Genomic DNA, 23,271 nt, shown 5'->3' with positions numbered 1-23,271 from the left:
AGCTTTTGATTTCTTCTTGGTCGTGGAGCCACGATGTACGAGTGCTATGAAGGCCTGATTTTTGATATGGATGGTACCATCCTGGATACTGAGCCCACGCATCGGCAGGCGTGGCGACAGGTTCTGACGCCTTATGGCATGGCATTTGATGAACAGGCATTAGTGGCTTTGAATGGGGCACCGACGTGGAAGATTGCCCGCGTAATCATTGAAAATAATCAATCGGATATGGATCCCCATTTACTGGCCGCTGAGAAAACGACACTGTTTAAATCACTGCTACTGGATAATGTGAAGCCTCTGCCGCTCATAGACGTGGTTAAAGCCTATTATGGACGTAAACCTATGGCTCTCGGCACTGGAAGCGAACACGCCATGGCAGAGCTGCTTTTATGCCACTTAGGTTTACGTGGCTATTTTGATGTTATTGTCGGTGCCGACGATGTCACCCAACATAAGCCAGAGCCAGAAACATTCTTGCGTTGTGCGCAACTATTAGGTGTGCCCCCGGAAAAATGTGTGGTTTTTGAAGATGCTGATTTTGGTATTGAGGCGGCAAAAAGGGCGAATATGGCAATAGTTGATGTGCGCCTACTGTGAGTAGTACGCTAGCTGTTGCTTCATTATTTGGGAGTAGCTTTCTCAGCGCGACACTCTTACCCGGAAATTCTGAAATTCTATTAGTCACCCTTTTAACGGCAAGCAGTGCGCCGGCCATGATGCTGGTGCTGTCTGCCACTGTCGGAAATACTCTTGGGGGGCTAACAAACGTTGTTATAGGCCGTTTATTACCGGAACTAAAACCACAGCGTGGGATGAGTACAGCTCTTGGCTGGCTCCAACGTTTTGGCCCAGCTGCTCTGTTATTGAGTTGGTTGCCGGTAGTGGGCGATTTGATGTGTGTGTTGGCAGGCTGGTTGCGTATGCCTTGGGCTCTTGTCGCTTTTTTTCTGTGTCTGGGGAAAGCATTGCGTTATATCGTATTAACGGTAATTACGTTACAAGGAATTGCCTGGTGGCAGTAAAGAATGTGACAAACTTACGTAGTCACATCTATGCAGTTTCAGTATGCTGGCGAGTTATGGTTTTCAAGAGCGGGAGGTCGATTTGATCCCGGATGTATCACACGCGCTGACTTGGTTGGAAGCGCACCCTAAAGCCCTGAAAGGTATCCGCCGCGGTATCGAGCGGGAAACATTGAGAGTAACTGCCGATGGCCAATTAGCCTCGACAGGCCACCCCGAGTCATTGGGTGCTGCACTGACACATCAATGGATTACCACCGACTTTGCTGAGGCATTACTGGAATTTATTACTCCAGTAGATGGCGATATTGACCATTTGCTGACTTTTTTGCGTGATATTCATCGTTATACCGCACGCAAACTTGGTGATGAGCGTATGTGGCCACTTAGCATGCCTTGCTTTATTGGTGCAGAGCAGGATATCGAGCTTGCTAAATATGGCTCTTCTAACATTGGCCGTTTCAAGACTCTTTACCGTGAGGGTTTAAAAAACCGTTATGGTGCCTTGATGCAAACTATTTCCGGCGTGCACTATAACTTCTCTTTGCCGCTGGAGTTTTGGCAAGCGTGGGCGGGTGTTACCGATGAAAAAAGCGGGAAGGAAGAGATTTCAGCGGGATATTTCCGCCTGATACGTAACTATTATCGCTTTGGCTGGGTTATTCCTTATCTGTTTGGTGCATCACCGGCCATTTGTGCATCATTCCTGCAAGGGCGTGAAACGGCATTACCGTTTGAGCGCAATGATAAAGGGATGTGTTATCTGCCGTATGCCACCTCATTGCGCTTGAGTGATTTGGGTTATACCAATAAATCACAAAGCAATTTAGGGATTACGTTTAATGACCTGCATACCTATGTTGCTGGGTTGAAGCGCGCAATTCAAACACCATCAGAAGAATATGCGGCATTGGGACTAAAAGACGGTGATCGTCATCTGCAACTGAACACCAATGTGTTACAGATTGAAAATGAACTTTATGCTCCGATTCGACCTAAGCGGGTTACCCGTGCTGGTGAGTCGCCATCTGATGCATTGCTGCGCGGCGGTATTGAGTATATTGAAGTCCGTTCCTTAGACATCAATCCATTCTCACCTATTGGTGTTGATGCGGTACAGGCACGCTTCCTTGATCTGTTCTTGATTTGGTGTGTACTGGCGGATGCGCCTGAAATGAGTAGTGATGAGCTGCTGTGCACCCGTAAAAATTGGAATCGGGTTATTTTGGAAGGGCGTAAACCGGGACAGACCATCGGGAGGGGATGTAACGATACACGTGAGCCGCTGGAAAAGGTCGGTAAAGATCTATTTGCCGACTTGCGCCGTGTTGCAGAAGTCTTGGATGATAAAGATAGCACCGAATATCAACAGGTTTGTGATGAACTTGTTGCATCCTTTGATGATCCGAACCTGACGTTCTCTGCACGTATTTTGCAAGCGATGAAAGAAGGTGGTATTGGTGGTGTTGGCCTTGAGTTAGCAGAGCGCTACAGGGAAATGCTGCAAAATGAACCGTTGGAATTGCTAACTGAAGAGCAATTATCCGAAGAGGGTGCTGCTTCTTGGGTACGTCAACGTGAGCTGGAAGCCAAAGATAAGCTAAGCTTTGAAGAGTATTTGGTACTTCACGGCGGGCAATAAAAAGAAAAGGCCACATTGCTGTGGCCAAATTAACATCTCTGATAACAGGGATGATGATAACAAATGCGCGTCTTTCACATATTAAGACGTGCGGGATACAAAAAAGTTTCATGAGTTGCGAAAAAAAGATCGAATAAAAATTATTTTTTTATGAGGAGGTAACTAAATGCCATTATTGGATAGCTTTACCGTAGACCATACCATTATGAAAGCTCCGGCTGTACGCGTTGCTAAGACGATGAAAACCCCTCATGGCGACGAGATAACGGTATTCGATTTACGTTTCTGTGTGCCGAATAAAGAAGTGATGCCAGAACGAGGGATTCATACACTTGAGCACTTGTTTGCCGGTTTTATGCGTAACCACCTCAATGGTAATGGTGTGGAGATTATCGATATATCCCCAATGGGATGTCGTACCGGTTTCTATATGAGCCTGATTGGTACGCCAGATGAGCAGCGAGTTGCTGATGCCTGGAAAGCGGCAATGGCTGATGTATTGAAAGTGACCGACCAGCGCAAAATTCCTGAATTGAACGAATATCAGTGTGGCACTTACCATATGCATTCGTTGGAAGAAGCGCAGGAGATAGCCAAAGGGATTATCGACCGCGGCGTGCGTATCAATCACAACGAAGAACTGGCATTGCCGAAAGAAAAATTGACTGAATTACATATCTAGTTTTCAGTTGTAGATTGTGGTGTTTGGCAGATAAATGCAAAAAAGACGCTAAAAAGGCGTCTTTTTATTTTCTTGATATCACTGATTAGCGCGCATGGTTATCAGGCAGGATAGGAGTAACCCGCACCCGTTTAATCATATTTTCCTGTACGTCCAGCACATCAATCAGATAATTTCCAACACGAACCTGCGCATCTACCAGAGGGATATCTTCGATTTCTTCCAGTAACATGCCATTGATTGTGCGTGCTTCGATAGGGAGTGACCAGTTAAATGCTTTATTCAATTCGCGCACATTGGCGCTGCCATCAATGAGTACAGAGCCATCGCTCTGCGGATTGACCTCTTCTGCCAAGCTCGGAGACATTGATGTTGTGAAGTCGCCGACTATCTCTTCCAAAATATCTTCAACGGTCACTAATCCCTGAATATCACCATACTCGTCGACAATCATGCCGACTTTTTCTTTATTACGCTGGAATTTCACCAGTTGCACATTTAATGGTGTGCCTTCTGGGATAAAATAGATCTCATCGGCAGCACGCAGCAAATTTTCTTTATTGAATTCTTTTTTCTCTGTCATGAGCCGGTAGGCTTCTCGCACGCGCAGCATGCCGATAGCATCATCTAATGATTGGCGATACAAAACGATACGACCATGTGGGGAGTGAGTGAGCTGCCGCATGATTGATTTCCAATCATCATTGATATCAATGCCGACTACCTCATTACGCGGCACCATGATATCGCTGACGGTGACCTTCTCCAGATCTAGCACGGATATCAACATATCTTGATTACGACGAGAAATTTGTGAGTGCGATTCATTCACAATGCTGCGCAATTCATCTTTACTCACTGCATCACTACTGTGAATGTTTCCGCGGATACCACACAAGCGCATCAGCCCACGAGTAATGGTATTGAGTAGCCATACCAGTGGCAGCATGATTTTTTGTAATGGGGCCAGTAAAACACTACTGGGGAACGCCACGCGTTCAGGATAAAGGGCGGCGATAGTCTTCGGCATCACTTCGGCAAAAATCAGCACCACAAAAGTTAATACACCTGTGGCTATGGCGACCCCGGCATTGCCATAAAGTCGGATACCAACGATGGTTGCCAGTGCAGAGGCCAGAATATTGACCAAATTATTGCCAATTAATACCAAACTTATTAGGCGGTCAGGGCGACGTAAGAGTTTCTCAACCCGACGTGCGGCGCGGTTACCTTGCTTGGATAAGTGGCGTAGGCGGTAGCGATTGAGTGTCATCATGCCGGTTTCTGAAGCTGAAAAATAAGCCGAAACTACGACCATAATGACCAGAATGATGATCAGCGTGCTAGTTGAGACATGATCCAACACAGTGTTCCTTAATAACAATGAAAGCCTTGTGGGTTCGACAAGGCTATGTGTGGATGATTGTAATGATGGCTAAGAGATCATGATTTCCTGTAGCAGGCGGCTGCCAAAATAGGCCAGAGTGAGTAAAAATGCGCCTGCAAAACTGAACCAAATCACTCTACGCCCGCGCCAGCCTTCGTGGTAATGGCCCCACAATAAAACGATGTAGACAAACCACGCCATGATTGATAACACCGCTTTATGGACGTTTTCTTTACTGAATATGTCATCCATATAAAGCAGGCCAGTACACAATGTTAGGGTCAGTAAAACCACCCCGATTTGGGTGATGTGAAACATTTTACGTTCAATGCTCATCAAGGGCGGCATATCAGCATTAAAGGTGACTTTCTTATTTTTTAACTGATAATCGAGCCAAGCCAGTTGAAGGGCGTATAGTGCTGCGATGATAAGAGTGGCGTAGGCAAATAGTGCTAGCCCAATGTGAACGAAAATGGCCGGACTGGCTTCCAGATGAGTAATGAACTCACCAGGGAGCAGACTGGCCAGTGCAAGATTGATCATGGCGAAGCTATAAACTATTGGCAGCAAAAACCATCCACGGCCTTGTGAGGCGACGATAGTCATGATGGTGCAAATCATCAGCCCGACAATGGAGCCGATATTCAATAAAGTGAGGTTTTGGCCACCGCCGACATCAAAAATCTGATGCTTCAGAGCAATAGCATGGCACACTAGCGCCACGACGGCAGAAACCAGCGCTAACCGCCGGTAAGCACTATTTTTCTGCACCAAGCTTGGGACAATCAAGCCCAGGCTGAGCGAATATGCGATCAAAGCCAAAATGGAGAACACGGGCATAGCGTTATATGGGCATCGGCTAAGTGAATTAGATAGCCAGTATAGCGTCGAGCGCGTCCCTCTCCAACCGTTCTCCGATGTGAGGGCAGAGATCGTTTAAGCTTCGTGTTATAATCCCCCCATTGTGTCGCCAGAGCGGCCTGTTTCCACGTTGAGTATGAGACAATGTTTGAGAACTTAACTGATCGATTGTCGCGCACATTGCGCAATATCAGCGGCCGTGGCCGGCTGACAGAAGAAAATATTAAAGAAACGCTACGTGAAGTACGCATGGCGTTACTGGAAGCTGACGTAGCTCTGCCGGTTGTTCGTGATTTTATTAACCGGGTAAAAGAGCGCGCTGTCGGGCATGAGGTCAATAAGAGCCTCACGCCAGGACAGGAATTTGTCAAAATCGTTAAAAATGAACTTATTGCCGCGATGGGCGAGGTCAATAACGAACTGAATCTGGCAGCGCAACCGCCAGCAGTGGTGTTAATGGCCGGCTTGCAAGGCGCAGGTAAAACCACCAGTGTGGCTAAGCTGGGTAAGTTCCTTAAAGAAAAACAGAAGAAAAAAGTGCTGGTTGTTTCCGCTGACGTGTATCGCCCTGCGGCGATCAAACAGTTGGAAACCCTGGCTCAGGGTGTTGGCATTGATTTCTTCCCGTCTGATGTACAAGAAAAACCGATTGATATCGTCAATCGTGCTCTACAGCAGGCGAAGCTTAAATTTTATGATGTTCTGATTGTCGATACTGCCGGTCGCTTGCACGTCGATGAAGCGATGATGGACGAAATCAAACAAGTTCATGCCGCGATTAATCCGGTTGAAACTTTGTTTGTTGTGGATGCCATGACCGGTCAGGATGCGGCCAATACAGCGAAGGCATTTAACGAAGCGCTGCCGCTCACCGGTGTCGTGCTGACCAAAGTTGATGGTGATGCCCGTGGCGGTGCTGCGTTGTCTATCCGTCATATTACCGGTAAGCCGATTAAATTCCTTGGTGTCGGTGAAAAGTCAGATGCGCTCGAGCCCTTCCATCCAGACCGCGTGGCTTCACGTATTCTGGGAATGGGCGATGTCCTGTCGCTGATTGAAGATATCGAAAGCAAAGTTGACCGCGCACAAGCGGAAAAACTGGCAACAAAGCTGAAAAAAGGCGATGGCTTCGATCTCAATGACTTCCTGGACCAACTGAAGCAAATGCGCAATATGGGCGGTATGGCCAGCATGTTGAGTAAAATGCCGGGTGCGGGACAGTTACCGGATAACGTGAAATCGCAGATGGATGACAAGGTGACCGTGCGGATGGAAGCTATCATCAATTCGATGACGCTGAAAGAACGCGCCAAGCCAGAAATCATTAAAGGTTCACGTAAGCGCCGTATCGCCACGGGTTCTGGTGTACAAGTGCAGGATGTTAACCGCTTACTCAAGCAGTTCGACGAAATGCAGCGCATGATGAAGAAAATGAAAAATGGCGGTTTGGCTAAAATGATGCGTGGCATGAAAGGTATGATGCCACCAGGTTTCCCGGGCCGCTAAGTGTCACACCCAAAGTGATTGGAGTTGCAGGTAGGCGGCCAGTAAACGAATCTCGATGAGCTTACTCAAGTCAGTGATTCGGGTGAGGGCGTGCAGCTAACAACCCTGTAGCTTCGAGTACGAAGGGCATATTTCGTGCTGCGATGTTAACCGGCGTGATGTGAGCAAAGATTTCCCGCTGAAAACAGCGGTAAACGAAGAAAATTGTGCTCATTATAAAACTAGCGCATAGGAATCTACGCTTTAGATTGCTTTTTGCGCCAAAATGAGTAAAATTTTCGGGCTTTTTATATTGCAACTGGACCCCGTTCCCCGATGGGGTCCAGTTGTTTTATTAACTAAAGAGGATGTTATGGTAACAATTCGTTTGGCTCGTGGCGGCGCTAAAAAGCGTCCGTTCTATCAAGTAGTAGTAACTGACAGCCGTAATGCTCGTGACGGCCGTTTCATCGAACGTGTAGGCTTCTTTAACCCGATCGCATCTGGTCAGGCTGAAGCTCTGCGTTTGGACCTGGATCGTATCAACCATTGGGTTGAGCTGGGTGCAACAGTTTCTGATCGCGTATCTGCGCTGATCAAAGAAGCTAAGAAAGCAGCTTAATCTGTCGCGGTGGTGGTTATTATGAGCAAGCAACTCAATCCAGTGGTTCCCGAACAGCCGATTGTTCTCGGTAAAATGGGTTCAACTTACGGCATTCGCGGTTGGCTCAGAGTATTTTCATCCACCGAGAACGCCGAAAGCATTTTTGATTACCAGCCGTGGTTTATCCAGCAGGGTGGTAAGTGGCAGCATGTCGAGTTGGAAGACTGGAAGCGCCACAGTCAGGATCTGATCATTAAGGTTAAAGGTGTTGATGATCGGGATGCCGCGAATCTACTGACCAATTGCGAAATTGTCGTCGATTCCAAACAACTGCCTGAACTGGAAGAGGATGATTACTACTGGAAAGACCTTATGGGCTGTCAGGTAGTAACAACCGCGGGTTATGAACTGGGTAAAATCATCGATATGATGGAAACCGGTTCTAACGATGTGATGGTCGTGAAGGCAAACCTGAAAGATGCATTCGGTATGAAGGAGCGGTTGGTCCCGTTTCTTCATGGGCAGGTTATCAAGAATGTCGATCTCACTGCTCAACGTGTTGAAGTAGATTGGGATCCTGGTTTTTGACCTCCGAATTAAACGGCAAAGATGAGTGGAACAAAACAATGTGGATTGGTGTTATTAGCCTGTTTCCCGAGATGTTCCGCGCAATAACCGATTACGGGGTGACTGGCCGGGCAGTAAAAAATGGCCTGCTGAGCGTGCAGTGTTGGAGTCCTCGTGACTTTACCTACGATCGGCATCGTACCGTGGATGACCGCCCATATGGTGGTGGCCCGGGAATGTTGATGATGGTGCAACCGCTAAGGGAAGCCATTCATGCAGCAAAAGCAGCGGCAGGCGAGGGAGCAAAGGTGATTTATCTGTCACCTCAAGGGCGCAAACTGGACCAACAGGGTGTTTGCGAACTGGCGACCAATCAGAAAATGATTCTGGTGTGTGGTCGGTACGAAGGAGTTGATGAGCGCGTAATCAAAACTGAAATTGATGAAGAATGGTCAATTGGCGATTATGTTCTCAGCGGTGGCGAGCTACCGGCAATGACTCTGATAGATTCAGTATCCCGCTTTATCCCGGGTGTGCTGGGTCATCAGGCCTCAGCGGAGGAAGATTCTTTTGTTGATGGTTTGCTGGATTGCCCACACTACACTCGTCCTGAGGTGTTAGAAGGGATGGAAGTACCGCCAGTCTTGCTGTCGGGTAACCATGCCGAGATTCGTCGCTGGCGCTTAAAGCAGTCGCTGGGCCGTACCTGGCTTAGAAGACCTGAACTTCTAGAAAGCCTAGCTCTGACTGACGAGCAAATGGTGTTGCTGGCTGAGTTCCAACGGGAACACAAGCCCTGAAGCAACAGAACTATGAAAGGAATGTTGTGCCGCGTGCCAACTTCCTGATATATCAGTTTACCTAGGGTAAGAGACTTATTATGAGCAATATTATCAAGCAAATCGAACAAGAGCAGATGAAGCAAGACGTACCTGCATTCCGTCCGGGTGATTCCGTGGAAGTTAAGGTATGGGTTGTTGAAGGTTCTAAAAAGCGTCTGCAGGCATTCGAGGGCGTGGTTATCGCTATTCGTAACCGCGGTCTGCATTCTGCGTTCACCGTTCGTAAAATTTCCAACGGCGAAGGTGTTGAGCGTGTATTCCAAACTCACTCCCCAGTAATCGACAGCATTACTGTGAAACGTCGTGGTGCCGTTCGTCAAGCGAAACTGTACTATCTGCGTGAGCGTACTGGTAAGTCTGCTCGTATCAAAGAGCGTCTTAACCGTATTAACTAAGATACAGCTCAGGCTTCATCCAAAAGTTAATAGTTATGAAGGGGTTAGCCATGTGCTAACCCCTTTTTTTATTCCTATATCCGGTATATTCAAGCTGCATTTGTGTTGGCTGCCTTCCTACAACTCGAATGATTTAGGCGATAGAAGATAAATAGAAGGGATATCCGAGGGAATTAGCGTGGCATCACACCACGCTATAGATAATGATTAGAGGCCGTAAACCAGAGTTACCGATGTTGTGGTATCGGTGTTTTTTGGTGCGCTGGCAGGCGGCTTAGTGTTGTAGGTCACGACATAGGCTAAGCGCAAAGCGAAGCTTTTATTGATAGCCACGTTCAATGCTGTTTCTGAGTTCAATGTCGTTTCTTCGTTCGCCAGCGCTGAAACACCCTCACTGAACACTGTGTTGTCGGTCAACTGATAAGTATAGTTACCGCCAGCATAGGCTAAGGCTTTCGTCGCACGTCCACCTTCATAAAACTCATCATGGCGAACACCCGGACCAAATTCCACCCGCAGATTATGCAGTGGTGTGGTCATAATCTGACGACCATAACCCGTGGTTAAAACCGAGCGGGAATCAAAACCGTTATAACGGTCACTCAACCAACTGGCTTGTCCAAACAGGTAATTTCGATCAGTCAAATTATAGCGAGTACGGCCACCTAATTGATAACGTTCGGAAGAGCGTTCATTGTTGGCGCTAGTATTACGGGCTGCTCCCCACAAACTATAAGCGGTATTAGGCTGGAACCAAGTTAACGTTGAGTTGGCCGTCAATGTTGAGTTCGTGGTATTGCCTGACTGGGCGGTATAGCCTGCTTCAACGGTACCATCGAAGCTCTTTTTGGCTGTGGCTGGATCGTCTAAGGCAGTAAAAACAGTCGCGTCAGCAAGAACTGAGGTGCTGATGAGAGATAAAGCGAGTGTGCTGATATAAAACGGCAACGCCCTGGTATGACGCAAAGAAAACATAATAGGTCCATGGTGAAGAAAATGATTTTTGTGATGCGGCACGCATTGTAGCAGTTGTGATTCCACTTGCTCAGAAGATATTTCGGATGGAATAATTAATTATAATAAGAAGGTTTTTTTGATGAGTTCATTATTAAAATGTAATAAACAGCAAAATTTGCACTTGGATACAGACAAAAAACAAATGAAAGGGCCAGAATTGCTCTGACCCCTAATTTAGTTCTTCCGCGTTTTTACATAAAAGTGGTGACTAACACGTAGCCGGTGATGCATGAACAGATAACACCGATAAGGCCTGGAATAATAAAGCTATGATTAATAATAAATTTGCCAATTTTGGTCGTGCCTGAGCGGTCAAAACCGATGCAAGCCAGATCACTTGGGTAGGTTGGCAGCACAAAGTAGCCATAAGCTGCAGGGAAGAAGGCTATTAGCATTTTAGGATCAACACCCAACTGCAATCCCATTGGCGCAATGGCAGTAAGCGCTGCAGCCTGGCTATTAACTAATTTTGAAACCAGGAATAGAACAATAGCATAAGTCCACGGATGGCCTTTCACCACATCTTCCAGCACGAGTTTTAGATCCCCCATATGGGCCTGGAAGAAGGTATCACTCATCCAGGCAACACCAAATACTGAGAATATGGCGACCATACCGGCTTTGAATACTGCGCCGTTAGAGATATCGCTGGGTTTAACTTTACAACCCATCAGAATAACGGCACCGGCAATCAGCATCATCATCTGAATAACCAGATTCATTGATAATGACTGCATTTTGCCTTTAACTTCAAAAGCAGGACGCAGATCTGCAAACGCACCGAGTAACACCACTAACGCAATAGCAACAAAAAATATTGCAGTTGACCAATAAGCTTGTTTCGGAAAAACCTGATTTAGTAAGGTATCTGTTGAGCCATAGATAAAGTCGCGTTGCTCTGGGTCTTTGATTCTTGCCTGGAAATCTGGATCTTTATCCAGATCTTTACCGCGGCGTAAGCTCCACAATGCAGCCATCAAAACGCCAACTAAAGAAGCGGGCACTGATACGGCCAGAATCTCCAGAATACTGTAAGCCTGACCTATACCGTGGTTAGCCCCAATAATTGATACCAATGACACCACCGCGACTGATACTGGGGAGGCTGTAATTGCCATTTGCGAGGCAACTGATGCAACCGCCATTGGCCGTTCCGGGCGAATACCTTTTTTAATAGCAATATCGGAAATAATAGGGAACATGGTATAAACAACATGTCCGGTACCACATAAAAAGGTTAATGACCACGTTGTAAAAGGGGCTAATAGTGTAATGTGCTGAGGATGTTTTCGTAATAATCGTTCAGCAAATTGCATCATTACATTTAAGCCACCCGCAGTTTGTAATACAGCAGCACAACCGATCACGGCTAATATCGTCAGCATCACATCGACAGGGGGTTTACCTGGTTCTAGGCCAAAGATAAAGGTCAGAATAAATAAGCCAATACCACTTATTAACCCCAGCCCCATACCCCCATAGCGTGTCCCAACTAACAGACAGAGAATTATAATTATAAATTGTAGTGTTATCATAATATTACCTTGCTTCCAACATGAATGAAATTCCGTTGTATTTAGCGGATTTAAGCAATGGACATGGCTCTTACTCATTTTTATCTATCAGAGCACAGGTTGAATTGATTAAAACCTTGCTAATATCAAGGCTATATTGTTTAGTTATGTAATTAATTAAATCTGAGATCTGCCTCTGTTTTTATATCAGATCTGACTTTTCTAATTAATTAAAGTGGAATTGGCTGGCGTTAATGGAATATAAGATTAGGTTGTAAAAGTAATGTATTAATATTGTTTTAAATGAATTCATTAATAGCACAATGGCGCAACATATAAATATATTTCAGGCTGAAATAGCCTCTAGTTAATTCCCAACTTCTCCTTTAGAGGTTTTAAGTAACGACGACTCACAGGAATATGTTTACCACTGCGGGTAATAACTTCGGCAGAACCATTATCCATCAGTTGTATCTCGCCCAGCTGTTCAGTATTAACCATATATTGGCGATGGCAGCGGACAAAAGGTGTTTTCTCTTCCAGCGTTTTGAGTGATAGCTGGGTATAGCCTGATTGTATGGTTCCGACTACATGCACGCCGCTCAGTTCAGAACTGAGATATTCTACTTCCTCAATTTTCAGTAAAAAAATACGGTTATGACCAGAACACGGAATATGGCGCAGCATCGGCTCTGTGATTTTGTGTAAATTATTATTTACACTAAGGCATCTTCTTAGGCGAACGAGCGTTTTGGCGAACCGTTGCTGGTCGAGCGGCTTTAACAGATAGTCAAAGGCATGCTCTTCAAAAGCACGGATAGCATATTCATCGTAAGCGGTAACAAACACGATCTGCGGCATCTTTTCTGGATTGAGCATCGAAGCCAACTCCAGGCCATTAATTCTCGGCATTTGGATATCGAGAAATATCACATCGGGTTGCAGGCGTTGGATTGCGGGGATAGCTTCCAGGGCGTTGCTACATTCGGCGACAATCTCAATATCATGTTCTTCACTTAATCTTTCGCGTAAATCTTCACGCGCAGGTTGTTCATCGTCGACGATGATGACTCTTAACATACGGCCTCCACAAATTTTCCGCATTTTATCATGGCCTCAGAGTGAGGTTAGAGGCATCTGCAGAAACTGCGACTTACCGCAAAGGTCAGAACGAAATATGCCTGTAAACATGCGGGTAATTATTTATTTACACATATGGATTGAAAAGTTTACATGTCGTGGTATTGTGGAAACCTCAAACGACAAACACGCTAAACGACATCCGCTAAACAGAGACAGGTAAAGAATATGATCATGCAAAAAGATGCGCTCAATAATGTCCACATCAGTGCTGAACAAGTACTGATAACGCCGGAAGAACTGAAAAATCAGTTTCCATTGAGCGACAATGATCAGTATGCGATTGCTAGCGCGCGCAAAACCATTGCTGACATTGTTCAAGGACGAGATCCTCGCTTATTAGTGGTATGTGGCCCCTGCTCTATTCACGATGTAGATGCGGCTTTGGAGTATGCGCGTCGTTTGAAAACGCTTTCTGCACAATTAAGTGACAGCCTGTATATCGTGATGCGTGTCTATTTTGAAAAGCCGAGAACCACGGTCGGTTGGAAAGGTTTAATCAATGATCCGGCAATGGATGGCTCTTTTGATGTGGAAAGAGGGTTGCATATCGCACGTCAATTATTGTTGGATTTAGTCGGCATGGGTTTGCCTCTGGCGACAGAAGCTCTGGATCCGAATAGCCCACAATACTTAGGCGATTTATTCAGTTGGTCAGCCATTGGTGCGCGTACCACTGAATCACAAACTCACCGTGAAATGGCTTCGGGTTTATCGATGCCAGTTGGGTTTAAGAATGGTACTGACGGCAGTTTGGGCACGGCTATTAATGCCATGCGTGCCGCCGCTATGCCACACCGCTTCATGGGGATTAACCAGTCGGGCCAGGTTTGCTTATTGCAAACACAAGGGAACCCACACGGCCATGTGATTTTGCGCGGTGGTAAAACACCTAATTACAGTGCGCAAGATGTCGCGCAGTGTGAAAAACAGATGCAGGATGCGGGACTCGTTCCATCCTTAATGATAGATTGCAGTCATGGTAATTCGAATAAAGACTACCGTCGTCAGACTGCGGTCGCTGAATCTGTGGTTGAACAGATCAAGGCTGGCAATCGTTCTATCACTGGTGTGATGCTGGAAAGTAACATTCATGAAGGTAATCAATCCTCTGAGCAACCACGCGCTGATATGCGCTACGGTGTTTCAGTAACCGATGCCTGTATTGATTGGGACAGTACCGAAACCCTGTTACGAGGCATGCACCAGGAATTACGTTCAGCGCTGGCGGCACGGACTGCAGAGGAAAAGTAAGTATGGTGGCTGAACTGACCGCTTTACGTGATCAAATTGATGAAGTCGATAAAGCACTATTGGATTTGCTGGCAAAGCGCCTGCATTTAGTCGCAGAAGTAGGTGAAGTTAAAAGCCGTTATGGCTTGCCTATTTATGTTCCAGACCGTGAGGCGGCGATGTTGGCCTCACGCCGACAGGAAGCCGAGGCTTTAGGTGTTCCATCTGATTTGATTGAAGACGTATTGCGCCGGATAATGCGAGAGTCTTATACCAGCGAGAATGACAAGGGGTTTAAGACACTATGCCCACAGCTGCGCCCGGTGGTTATCATCGGTGGAGAGGGGCAGATGGGGCGTTTATTCAGTCGAATGCTCACACTGTCCGGTTATCAGGTAAAAACGCTTGAGCAACAGGATTGGGCACAGGCTGAATCTATTCTGGCAGATGCAGGGATGGTGATTGTCAGTGTGCCCATCCATATCACTGAAGAAGTGATAGCTCGATTGCCAAAATTGCCGTCAGATTGCATTTTGTTGGATCTTGCTTCAGTCAAAAATAAGCCGCTGCAAGCTATGCTCGCCGCTCATGAAGGGCCAGTGGTAGGATTGCACCCAATGTTTGGGCCTGATGTAGGCAGTTTGGCAAAGCAGGTTGTAGTGTATTGCGATGGACGTGACCCTGAAGCTTATCAGTGGCTGCTAGAGCAGTTGCAGGTGTGGGGCGCGAGATTACATCGTATTAGCGCGGTTGAGCATGACCAGAATATGGCGTTCATTCAGGCATTGCGCCATTTTGCGACCTTTGCCTATGGGTTACATTTAGCAGAAGAAAATGTACAGCTTGAACAGCTATTGGCGCTCTCTTCACCCATTTATCGGCTGGAACTGGCAATGGTGGGACGGCTATTTGCACAAGATCCACAGCTTTACGCCGACATTATTATGTCATCGGAAGATAATCTGGCGCTGATTAAACGCTATTACAAACGTTTTGGTGAGGCGATCACTTTGCTTGAGCAAAGTGACAAACAAGCCTTTGTGCAAAGTTTCCAGAAAGTTGAGCATTGGTTTGGCGATTACGCGGAACGCTTCCTGGTGGAGAGCCGCTCGTTATTGCGTCAGGCGAACGATAACCGCCAATAGTAGCCATTTGTAACTTATCTATTGCCAAAAAGTCATCCCGACAATATCGGGGTGACTTTTTGCTATTTAGGTTATAAAGAGGGGAGAAGGAGATTAGCTCGGATTGACCGGAACTACGTTTTCGCTTGGGTAGCAGCCTAATACTTTTAATGACCGAGTTATTGGTGTCAGGTCTGCCAGCGCTTTTTGCATAGATTCAGAACGCAAGTTAGCCTGTACATCGATATAAAACATCTCTTCCCACGGATTGCCATTTATTGGCCGTGATTCAAGCTTGGTCATGATAATACCGTGATCTCTCAGTACCAGTAGTGCTTCAACCAATGCTCCCGATTGTTGCCCTGTCGCCAGAATTAAGGTGGTTTTTGCCGGGATCTGGTCAGAAACATCAATAGCTTTACGGGCAAGAATAATAAAGCGAGTGATGTTTTGCTGCTGATTCGCCAGATTGTGTTCCAACACCTGTAAATTATAAAGCGCACCACCGGCTTCACTTCCTAATGCGGCCGCTTCAGGTGAGTTCAATTGCGCCACTTTTTCCATTGCCGCAGCAGTGCTTTCGCAATACTCGATTTTCCAATGCGGGAAACGGTTAATGAATTGGCTGCACTGCTGGAAAGGCTGTGGATGGCTGTAGACGGTTTTGATTTGACTCAGACCTGTTTCAGTCGCGACCAGAACACAGTGATCAATCGGATTGGTAATCTCACCGACAATTGACAAGCTGGTGTGTTGCAGCAAGTCATACACGTCGTTAATAGAACCGGAGCTGGTGTTCTCTATAGGTAATACGGCGTAATCCGCTTGGCCTGTTTCTACTTGAGTAAAGATATCCTGGAATTTTTGGCAACCACATTCAATCAATTGTTCAAAGTGACGAGCTGCATATTGGCGCGCTGCCAGATGTGAGTAAGAGCCTTTTGGACCAAGGAAGGCGATACGGGCTGAGTGCTGGGCGGTTTGATTTAGCTGGTGTTGTAACAGTGCTTGTTGAGTCAATACTGAATCTTCAATAATCAGCTGAAAAAGGCGCGTGATATAGAAGCCATCAAGGTCATAAGGTTTGGCTGCGGTGATGAGCGCATCCAGCAAATCACGCTCACGTTCTTTATCGCGGATCGGGCGGTGATGAAGTTGTTTGGCTTTAGCCACATCTACCGCTAATTCACGCCGTTCTGCCAGCAATGCCAGCAGTTTTAAGTCTAGTGCGCTTATGCGCTCACGTAGCACCAGTAATGGATTATCGGTCATAGGGATTCACCTTGTTATTTTTCTAAATGATTACACCCTACATAATTCGAGTTGCAAGAAGGCGATAACTAGGCGAATCCCCAAGAGCTTACATAGGTAAGTGACTGGAGAGCGCTAAGGAAGCCAACGCACATGCAGCTTGAAGTATGACGGGCATTTATACATAAAAAAAGCCTCCCGCTTGGGAGGCTTTTTTGTTCGTCTTCGCATTCTTTATCACACGACGAAACGCCTCCCAATCAGGGGAAGGTAAAAAAGAATGCGAAGAAAAACACTTTATTGAGCATCGTTGCTGCTTACCTGTTATTGAAGACTGTTTTTGATACTGACTGGAACGATATGCTATAGCTAAAACAAACAGCCTCTAAACTAACCGCCAGCCTGAATTGCTGTCAATAAAAAAACGCGCCCAAAGGCGCGTTAGATCCGAAATGAGATGGATTATGCCGGCTATTGTTCCTGCTCGGATTCTTCTTCCTCTACATCTACTGACTCCAGATTAGCTTCTTTAACACTGCTTGCTGCGCGACGAGCTTCACCTTTGTGTTGCACTTTATTTAATTGGCGTTCTAGTTTGGTGATCAGTTCATTAATTGCAGCATACATATCGTCATGTTTGGCACTGGCAACCAAGGGGCCCATGGGTGTACTGATTGTGGCGTCTGCAACAAATCCTTGCGGATCTTTAGACAGTACAATGTGTGGGTTTATCAACTGGGCCTGCCATTTATCCAGTTTGGTGAGACGGTCTTCGACATGTTTACGGATTGCTGGGGTAATATCCATTTGTTTACTGGTGATGTTGACTGTCATATGACTTACCTCTCTGTCTACTCCATCTTGGATAACTTCAGCATACCTCGCTTTTTACCAAAATGTATGATCAAGATCACTAATTTTTGTCACTTTTTGCAAAGGTCGTGGGAACTGTGATTTAACGTCAGTAATAGGCGCTGAAGGCTTGAATCATTGATCAGAATGCCGCATTATCGATAAGTTATATCGCAGGGATATAATCAAAAACGGCATTATTTTTACGATTTAACTAGAATATCAGCGCGATAGCCTGTGGGCATGAATCTCTCGGTTTGTTGCTATCAAGGCGGAATTGAAAACGGCAGCCTAAGCTGCCGTTTGTTATTTTATCGTTCCAGACTTATTTTGTCGTGACAGACAATATCAGACTGGGTTCGCTGCTATTATCTTGGCAACTTTGTCTGCCTGAGCATTCAATTGCAATTGTTTGTAAGCATTTTCCATCAACGGCAGCGCATCGCGAGTGGCTTGAGTATCAGGATAATCTCTCAACATTTGTTCAACACGGTTAACTACCGCGACGTAAGCGCCTCGTTTCGTGTAATATTGCGCCACGGCCAGTTCATGCTTGGCCAGACGATCTTTCAGGAACATCAGGCGTTTTTGCGCGTCAGTTGCGTATTGGCTGTTCGGATAGCTTTGAATCAACTGGTTAAAATCGCGGAATGCGGCCTTAGCATGTTGCGGATCGCGATCTGAGCGATCTATCCCGAAGAAGCCTTGCAATGCGCTGTCATCCAGAGCCATGTCAGTCAAACCACGCATATATAATACGTAATCGATGTTAGGATGTGTAGGATTGAGGCGCATAAAGCGATCGATTGAGGCTTGCGCCAACGGCAGATCAGCAGATTTATAATACGCATAAATCAAATCAAGCTGAACTTGTTGGGAGTAAGGCCCGAAAGGATAGCGGTTATCTAACGCTTCTAGTTGCGTAATAGCTCCCTTAAAGTTACCGTCCTGCAGTTTTTGCTGAGCGGTAGCATAGAGCTCAGAAGGCGGGTTATCGGGAACCACGTCCTTGTTACTGGAGCAACCGGTCAGCACCAGGCTCAACGTGGCGGCAGCCACCAGATATTTCATACGCGTCATGACGTTTTGATTATCCTCGAAGTGTTATTCCGGGAGACTGTCCGTTAAGCTCCCGACAAAGATCTAGATACAATAGCACATTATATTAAACGGCATCGCCGTCAAAACCCAACGTTAACGAACAAGAAGCTGCATATGGCACAACAAGTACAACTCAGCGCAACGGTGGCCGAATCACAACTCGGTCAACGGTTAGATCAGGCTTTGGCCGAATTGTTCCCTGATTATTCAAGATCTCGCATAAAAGAATGGATCTTGGAAGACAAGGTGACTGTAAACGGTAAAACAATTAACAAGCCTAAAGAAAAAGTGTTGGGTGGTGAGCTCGTCGCAATTGACGCGCAAATTGAGGAAGATGCCCGTTGGACGCCTCAAGAAATCCCACTGGATATCGTCTATGAAGATAACGATATTCTCGTTATTAATAAACCCCGTGGCTTAGTCGTGCACCCCGGCGCCGGTAATCCAGACGGTACCGTTCTGAATGCATTGCTTTATTATTATCCAGAAATTATGGATGTCCCACGCGCGGGTATCGTACATCGCCTGGATAAAGATACCACTGGCTTGATGGTTGTGGCGAAAACCGTTCCGGCACAGACTCGTTTGGTGGAAGCCCTGCAAGCGCGCGAAATTACCCGTGAATACGAAGCGGTGGCAATCGGCAATATGACAGCTGGTGGCAGAGTTGACGAGCCTATTTCTCGTCACTCTACCAAGCGAACACATATGGCTGTGCATCCGATGGGTAAACCGGCGACTACGCATTATCGTATTATGGAGCATTTCCGTGCTCATACTCGTTTGCGCTTGCGTCTAGAGACAGGCCGTACGCACCAGATCCGTGTGCATATGTCCCATATCAACCATCCGCTGGTAGGTGATCAGCTGTATGGCGGTCGTCCACGCCCACCACGCGGTGCTTCTGATTCCTTTATTGCTATTCTGCGCGGTTTTGACCGCCAGGCGCTGCATGCAACTATGCTGCGTTTGTATCATCCAATCAGTGGCATTCAAATGGAATGGCATGCGGCATTACCAGAAGATATGGTTGAGCTGATTAATGCGCTGAAAGCCGATACTGAAGAATTCAAAGATCAGATGGATTGGTAATGAACAAGCTGATACTTCCCGACTGGCCGATGCCTGCCACTGTTAAGGCATGCAGTACTACCCGTTATGGTGGTATCAGCGAATTCCCTTATGATTCATTAAACCTTGGCACCCATGTCGGGGATATTGCCACCAGTGTGGTTACAAATCGCCAATCTTTAGTGGAACAAGCGGGATTGCCGCAAATGCCCGTTTGGCTCGAGCAGGTGCATGGCACTCGTGTCCTGCATCTGGACGGCAAGACTGTTTCTGATGTACAGGCTGATGCTGTTTATAGCCGCGTCAGCGGACAAGTTTGTGCGGTAATGACAGCAGATTGCTTGCCAGTGCTGTTTTGCTCGTCGGCAGGTGATGAAGTGGCTGCGGCCCATGCGGGGTGGCGTGGCCTTTGTGCTGGTGTTCTGGAGCAAACGTTAGCTCAGTTCAATGCTGATCCTTCTTCTATTATTGCCTGGCTAGGCCCGGCAATTGGCCCGCAGCAGTTTGAAGTCGGTGAAGAGGTTAAACAGGCATTTATCCAAATCGACGCACAATTCTCGGCTGCGTTCACACCTTCCGGCTCTAAATATCTCGCCGACATCTATTTATTAGCTCGATTGCGGCTACAGGCCGCAGGTATTCACGCTATATATGGCGGTGATCGCTGCACAGTGACTGAAAAACAACATTTTTTCTCTTATCGGCGCGATGGAATCACTGGACGTATGGCAAGTTTAATCTGGCTGATATAACCTATTGAATTAGGACGATCCGCTGGCGCATGACGTCGTACTTTAAATATAGTGTCGAAATAACCTTGAAAATTTGAGGGATGACCTCATCTAATCTCCAGTAGCAATTTTGACCAATATTGGAGGTGTTATGCGTCTGGATCGTCTTACTAGCAAATTCCAGCTTGCCCTCGCCGATGCCCAATCTTTAGCTCTTGGGCGCGACAACCAATTTATTGAACCGTTACATTTGATGAGCGCACTGCTCAATCAGGATGGGGGGACGGTTCGCCCATTGTTGACCTCGGCGGGTATTAATGTTGCCAGTTTGCGCAGCGACATTGAGCAAGCATTAGGTCGTCTTCCACAAGTTGAAGGGACTGGCGGCGATGTTCAGCCATCAAATGAGCTCGTCCGTGTATTGAATCTTTGCGATAAATTAGCGCAAAAACGTGCAGATAAATTTATTTCGTCAGAACTGTTTGTTCTGGCCGTACTTGAAGATCGCGGTACTTTAACTGACATGTTAAAGGCAGCCGGAGCAACAAAAGATAAAATAAATAAGGCAATCGAAGATATGCGTGGTGGTGACAAAGTTGATGACCAAGGTGCTGAAGACCAGCGTCAGGCATTGAAAAAATTCACTATCGACCTGACTGAGCGGGCAGAGCAAGGCAAGCTTGATCCGGTTATTGGCCGTGACGAAGAGATTCGCCGTACTATTCAGGTGCTACAACGCCGGACTAAAAATAATCCGGTGCTAATTGGTGAGCCTGGTGTTGGTAAAACAGCCATTGTTGAAGGTCTGGCGCAACGAATCGTGAATGGTGAAGTGCCAGAAGGCCTGAAGCATAAACGTGTGCTTTCATTAGATATGGGCGCACTGATTGCGGGTGCGAAGTATCGCGGTGAGTTTGAAGAGCGCTTGAAAGGCGTGTTGAATGATTTATCAAAACAAGAAGGTAGTGTGATCTTGTTCATTGATGAATTGCATACCATGGTCGGAGCCGGGAAAGGCGATGGGGCGATGGATGCCGGCAACATGCTGAAACCTGCGTTAGCGCGCGGTGAATTGCATTGCGTTGGTGCCACAACACTTGATGAGTACCGTCAATATATAGAGAAGGATGCGGCGCTAGAGCGGCGTTTCCAGAAAGTGTATGTTGCGGAGCCAACTGTTGAAGACACTATCGCCATTTTACGCGGCCTGAAAGAGCGCTATGAACTGCATCACCATGTGCAGATTACTGACCCGGCAATTGTGGCTGCGGCAACGCTATCACATCGTTATATCTCGGATCGTCAGTTACCGGATAAAGCTATCGACCTTATTGACGAGGCCGGTTCTAGTATCCGTATGCAGATGGATTCAAAACCAGAATCATTGGATCGCCTGGAGCGCCGGATTATCCAATTGAAACTGGAACAGCAGGCATTGAAGAAAGAATCTGATGATGCCAGCAAAAAACGTCTGGAAATGCTCAATACCGAATTAGAGCAAAAAGAACGTGAATATTCAGAGCTAGAAGAAGAGTGGAAAGCAGAAAAAGCTGCTCTCACCGGAACTCAGAATATTAAAACGGAACTGGAACAAGCCAAAATCAGCTTAGAGCAAGCTCGTCGTGTGGGCGATTTGGCGCGGATGTCAGAACTTCAGTACGGTAAAATTCCTGAGCTGGAAAAACAGCTAGCGGCGGCAACGGCGCTTGAAGGGAAAACCATGAAGTTGCTGCGTAACCGGGTGACGGAAGCAGAAATTGCGGAAGTGCTGGCGCGTTGGACCGGTATTCCTGTATCTCGCATGCTGGAAAGTGAGCGTGATAAGTTGCTGCGCATGGAACAGGATCTACATAAACGCGTGATTGGGCAGGATGAAGCTGTTGAAGCCGTATCTAATGCTATTCGCCGTAGTCGTGCTGGGTTATCAGATCCTAACCGCCCAATTGGTTCCTTCTTATTCTTAGGGCCTACAGGGGTCGGTAAAACGGAGTTGTGTAAAGCGCTGGCAACCTTCCTGTTCGACAGTGATGATGCCATGGTGCGTATTGATATGTCAGAGTTTATGGAAAAACATTCCGTTTCTCGGTTGGTTGGTGCGCCTCCAGGCTACGTGGGTTATGAAGAAGGTGGTTACCTGACAGAAGCTGTGCGCCGACGCCCTTATTCTGTCATTCTGCTGGATGAGGTAGAAAAAGCGCATCCGGATGTATTCAACATTCTTTTACAGGTGTTGGATGATGGGCGTTTGACTGACGGGCAGGGGAGAACAGTCGACTTCCGTAATACGGTGGTTATCATGACCTCTAACCTCGGTTCAGATTTGATTCAGGAACGTTTCGGTGAAAGAAGTTATAGCGAAATGAAGGAAATGGTGATGGAAGTTGTCACTCACCACTTCCGCCCTGAATTTATCAACCGTATAGATGAGGTTGTTGTCTTCCATCCACTGGGCCGAGCGCATTTGGCTTCAATTGCCAGTATCCAACTGGAGCGCCTGTACAAACGGTTGGAAGAACGTGGCTACCAGGTCACTATCACTCAGCCTGCGTTGGAGTTCTTGGGCGAGACTGGTTTCGATCCTGTTTATGGTGCGCGGCCATTGAAACGTGCAATCCAGCAGGAAATCGAGAATCCACTGGCGCAACAGATACTTTCCGGCAAATTAATACCGGGAGTCCCTGTCACTCTTGATGTGGAAAATGGGCATATTATTGCCAAACAGTAATAGTAAATCCTTGAGGGGGCGA

The 23,271-nt window shown here is 46.7% G+C and carries 22 protein-coding genes and 1 other annotated feature; of the genes, 14 read left to right on the top strand and 8 right to left on the bottom strand.

The window, feature by feature from the left end; translation table 11 throughout:
* The first annotated feature begins 33 nt into the window (after nt 1–33).
* The 4 genes from yqaB to luxS all read left to right on the top strand — a co-directional run bounded on the left by yqaB (nt 34) and on the right by luxS (nt 3,349).
* Nucleotides 34–600, top strand: a complete 567-nt coding sequence (yqaB, locus tag ACF3VQ_RS16095; RefSeq protein ID WP_392432134.1) for a fructose-1-phosphate/6-phosphogluconate phosphatase — start codon at nt 34–36, stop codon at nt 598–600.
* Nucleotides 597–1,025, top strand: a complete 429-nt coding sequence (locus ACF3VQ_RS16090) for a YqaA family protein (RefSeq protein ID WP_392432133.1) — start codon at nt 597–599, stop codon at nt 1,023–1,025. Before yqaB ends, ACF3VQ_RS16090 begins: the two co-directional genes overlap by 4 nt.
* A 43-nt stretch (nt 1,026–1,068) precedes the next feature.
* Nucleotides 1,069–2,667: a glutamate--cysteine ligase gene (gene gshA / locus ACF3VQ_RS16085; RefSeq protein WP_392432132.1), complete on the top strand. Its 1,599-nt coding sequence runs from the start codon at nt 1,069–1,071 to the stop codon at nt 2,665–2,667.
* Between the two features lie 166 nt (nt 2,668–2,833).
* Nucleotides 2,834–3,349: an S-ribosylhomocysteine lyase gene (gene luxS / locus ACF3VQ_RS16080; protein WP_004877244.1), complete on the top strand. Its 516-nt coding sequence runs from the start codon at nt 2,834–2,836 to the stop codon at nt 3,347–3,349.
* Between the two features lie 85 nt (nt 3,350–3,434).
* On the opposite strand, the gene ACF3VQ_RS16075 is transcribed toward luxS, so the two are convergent.
* Nucleotides 3,435–4,712: an HlyC/CorC family transporter gene (locus tag ACF3VQ_RS16075; protein WP_392435633.1), complete on the bottom strand. Its 1,278-nt coding sequence runs from the start codon at nt 4,710–4,712 to the stop codon at nt 3,435–3,437.
* Nucleotides 4,713–4,784: 72 nt separating this feature from the next.
* Nucleotides 4,785–5,576 (bottom strand): inner membrane protein YpjD, encoded by a 792-nt coding sequence (locus tag ACF3VQ_RS16070; RefSeq protein WP_005167431.1) that lies wholly within the window; start codon nt 5,574–5,576, stop codon nt 4,785–4,787.
* Between the two features lie 165 nt (nt 5,577–5,741).
* On the opposite strand from ACF3VQ_RS16070, the gene ffh reads away from it, so the two are divergent.
* The 5 genes from ffh to rplS all read left to right on the top strand — a co-directional run bounded on the left by ffh (nt 5,742) and on the right by rplS (nt 9,490).
* On the top strand, nt 5,742–7,103 hold the full coding sequence (ffh, locus tag ACF3VQ_RS16065; RefSeq protein WP_005167432.1) for a signal recognition particle protein: 1,362 nt from the start codon (nt 5,742–5,744) through the stop codon (nt 7,101–7,103).
* A 352-nt stretch (nt 7,104–7,455) separates the two neighbouring features.
* On the top strand, nt 7,456–7,704 hold the full coding sequence (rpsP, locus tag ACF3VQ_RS16060) for a 30S ribosomal protein S16 (protein ID WP_005166006.1): 249 nt from the start codon (nt 7,456–7,458) through the stop codon (nt 7,702–7,704).
* A 21-nt stretch (nt 7,705–7,725) separates the two neighbouring features.
* Nucleotides 7,726–8,274 carry a ribosome maturation factor RimM gene (gene rimM, locus ACF3VQ_RS16055; protein WP_005166009.1) on the top strand — a complete coding sequence of 183 codons (549 nt, stop codon included), beginning with the start codon at nt 7,726–7,728 and terminating at the stop codon, nt 8,272–8,274.
* A 38-nt stretch (nt 8,275–8,312) separates the two neighbouring features.
* The gene (gene trmD, locus ACF3VQ_RS16050; protein ID WP_004393426.1) at nt 8,313–9,053 is read left to right on the top strand and encodes a tRNA (guanosine(37)-N1)-methyltransferase TrmD; all 741 of its coding nucleotides are present in this window, start codon (nt 8,313–8,315) and stop codon (nt 9,051–9,053) included.
* 80 nt (nt 9,054–9,133) lie between these two features.
* Complete coding sequence (gene rplS, locus ACF3VQ_RS16045) at nt 9,134–9,490, top strand: 50S ribosomal protein L19 (protein ID WP_042547926.1); 357 nt, start codon at nt 9,134–9,136, stop codon at nt 9,488–9,490.
* A 207-nt stretch (nt 9,491–9,697) separates the two neighbouring features.
* Here rplS and ACF3VQ_RS16040 read toward each other — a convergent pair whose 3' ends face one another.
* The 3 genes from ACF3VQ_RS16040 to btsR all read right to left on the bottom strand — a co-directional run bounded on the left by ACF3VQ_RS16040 (nt 9,698) and on the right by btsR (nt 13,101).
* The gene (locus tag ACF3VQ_RS16040; RefSeq protein ID WP_046051510.1) at nt 9,698–10,465 is read right to left on the bottom strand and encodes a YdiY family protein; all 768 of its coding nucleotides are present in this window, start codon (nt 10,463–10,465) and stop codon (nt 9,698–9,700) included.
* A gap of 233 nt (nt 10,466–10,698) precedes the next feature.
* Nucleotides 10,699–12,042 carry an anaerobic C4-dicarboxylate transporter gene (locus ACF3VQ_RS16035; protein WP_392432131.1) on the bottom strand — a complete coding sequence of 448 codons (1,344 nt, stop codon included), beginning with the start codon at nt 12,040–12,042 and terminating at the stop codon, nt 10,699–10,701.
* Nucleotides 12,043–12,384: 342 nt separating this feature from the next.
* The gene (gene btsR, locus ACF3VQ_RS16030; RefSeq protein ID WP_392432130.1) at nt 12,385–13,101 is read right to left on the bottom strand and encodes a two-component system response regulator BtsR; all 717 of its coding nucleotides are present in this window, start codon (nt 13,099–13,101) and stop codon (nt 12,385–12,387) included.
* Nucleotides 13,102–13,335: 234 nt separating this feature from the next.
* On the opposite strand from btsR, the gene ACF3VQ_RS16025 reads away from it, so the two are divergent.
* The gene (locus ACF3VQ_RS16025; RefSeq protein ID WP_392435630.1) at nt 13,336–14,415 is read left to right on the top strand and encodes a 3-deoxy-7-phosphoheptulonate synthase; all 1,080 of its coding nucleotides are present in this window, start codon (nt 13,336–13,338) and stop codon (nt 14,413–14,415) included.
* A gap of 2 nt (nt 14,416–14,417) precedes the next feature.
* The gene (gene tyrA, locus ACF3VQ_RS16020) at nt 14,418–15,539 is read left to right on the top strand and encodes a bifunctional chorismate mutase/prephenate dehydrogenase (protein WP_392432129.1); all 1,122 of its coding nucleotides are present in this window, start codon (nt 14,418–14,420) and stop codon (nt 15,537–15,539) included.
* 93 nt (nt 15,540–15,632) lie between these two features.
* On the opposite strand, the gene pheA is transcribed toward tyrA, so the two are convergent.
* From pheA to bamD, 3 genes are all read right to left on the bottom strand, one after another.
* Nucleotides 15,633–16,790: a bifunctional chorismate mutase/prephenate dehydratase gene (gene pheA / locus ACF3VQ_RS16015; protein WP_392432128.1), complete on the bottom strand. Its 1,158-nt coding sequence runs from the start codon at nt 16,788–16,790 to the stop codon at nt 15,633–15,635.
* Between the two features lie 163 nt (nt 16,791–16,953).
* Nucleotides 16,954–17,078: a sequence feature (Phe leader region), on the bottom strand.
* Nucleotides 17,079–17,240: 162 nt separating this feature from the next.
* Entirely contained in the window at nt 17,241–17,603 is a 363-nt protein-coding gene (gene raiA, locus ACF3VQ_RS16010; RefSeq protein ID WP_005166518.1) for a ribosome-associated translation inhibitor RaiA, read from the bottom strand.
* A gap of 366 nt (nt 17,604–17,969) precedes the next feature.
* The gene (gene bamD / locus ACF3VQ_RS16005; RefSeq protein WP_392432127.1) at nt 17,970–18,701 is read right to left on the bottom strand and encodes an outer membrane protein assembly factor BamD; all 732 of its coding nucleotides are present in this window, start codon (nt 18,699–18,701) and stop codon (nt 17,970–17,972) included.
* 135 nt (nt 18,702–18,836) lie between these two features.
* Between bamD and rluD the strand changes: the two genes are divergently transcribed.
* The 3 genes from rluD to clpB all read left to right on the top strand — a co-directional run bounded on the left by rluD (nt 18,837) and on the right by clpB (nt 23,249).
* Nucleotides 18,837–19,814, top strand: a complete 978-nt coding sequence (gene rluD / locus ACF3VQ_RS16000) for a 23S rRNA pseudouridine(1911/1915/1917) synthase RluD (protein ID WP_392432126.1) — start codon at nt 18,837–18,839, stop codon at nt 19,812–19,814.
* Entirely contained in the window at nt 19,814–20,545 is a 732-nt protein-coding gene (gene yfiH / locus ACF3VQ_RS15995) for a purine nucleoside phosphorylase YfiH (protein ID WP_392432125.1), read from the top strand. The genes rluD and yfiH overlap by 1 nt, the downstream gene beginning before the upstream one ends.
* Before the next feature lie 130 nt (nt 20,546–20,675).
* Nucleotides 20,676–23,249 carry an ATP-dependent chaperone ClpB gene (clpB, locus tag ACF3VQ_RS15990; protein ID WP_005167451.1) on the top strand — a complete coding sequence of 858 codons (2,574 nt, stop codon included), beginning with the start codon at nt 20,676–20,678 and terminating at the stop codon, nt 23,247–23,249.
* Nucleotides 23,250–23,271: the final 22 nt, after the last annotated feature.

This window comes from Yersinia fenwicki (assembly GCF_043099325.1).
Classification (GTDB): domain Bacteria; phylum Pseudomonadota; class Gammaproteobacteria; order Enterobacterales; family Enterobacteriaceae; genus Yersinia.
This window is presented reverse-complemented; position numbering and strand designations above follow the sequence as displayed.